This is a genomic window from Lysinibacillus sp. RU7, from assembly GCF_057837305.1.
The window spans coordinates 1-244 of sequence record NZ_JBYQFK010000259.1; the positions used below are offsets into that span (position 1 = coordinate 1).

Below are 244 nucleotides of genomic sequence, written 5' to 3' on the forward strand. Positions count from 1 at the left end.
CTTGGCTGATGCCGTGCTTGACCGCACCGGCCTGGCCCGACAGACCGCCGCCCTTGACGGTGCAGACGACGTCATACTGACCTTCGCGCTCGGTGATGCCGAACACCTGGTTGATGACGAGACGCAGCGTCGGACGCGCGAAATAGACTTCCTGGTCACGACCGTTGATCGTGATCTTGCCCGAACCCGGCTTCAGCCAGACGCGAGCCACGGCGTCCTTACGACGACCGGTCGCATAGGCGCG

Annotated in this window: 1 protein-coding gene; it reads right to left on the reverse strand. The window is 64.3% G+C overall.

Features of this window, described 5'->3' with window-relative positions:
* Positions 1-244: 30S ribosomal protein S9 (rpsI, locus tag AC3II9_RS22330; protein WP_489158950.1), on the reverse strand; the 244-nt coding region annotated here is incomplete at both ends.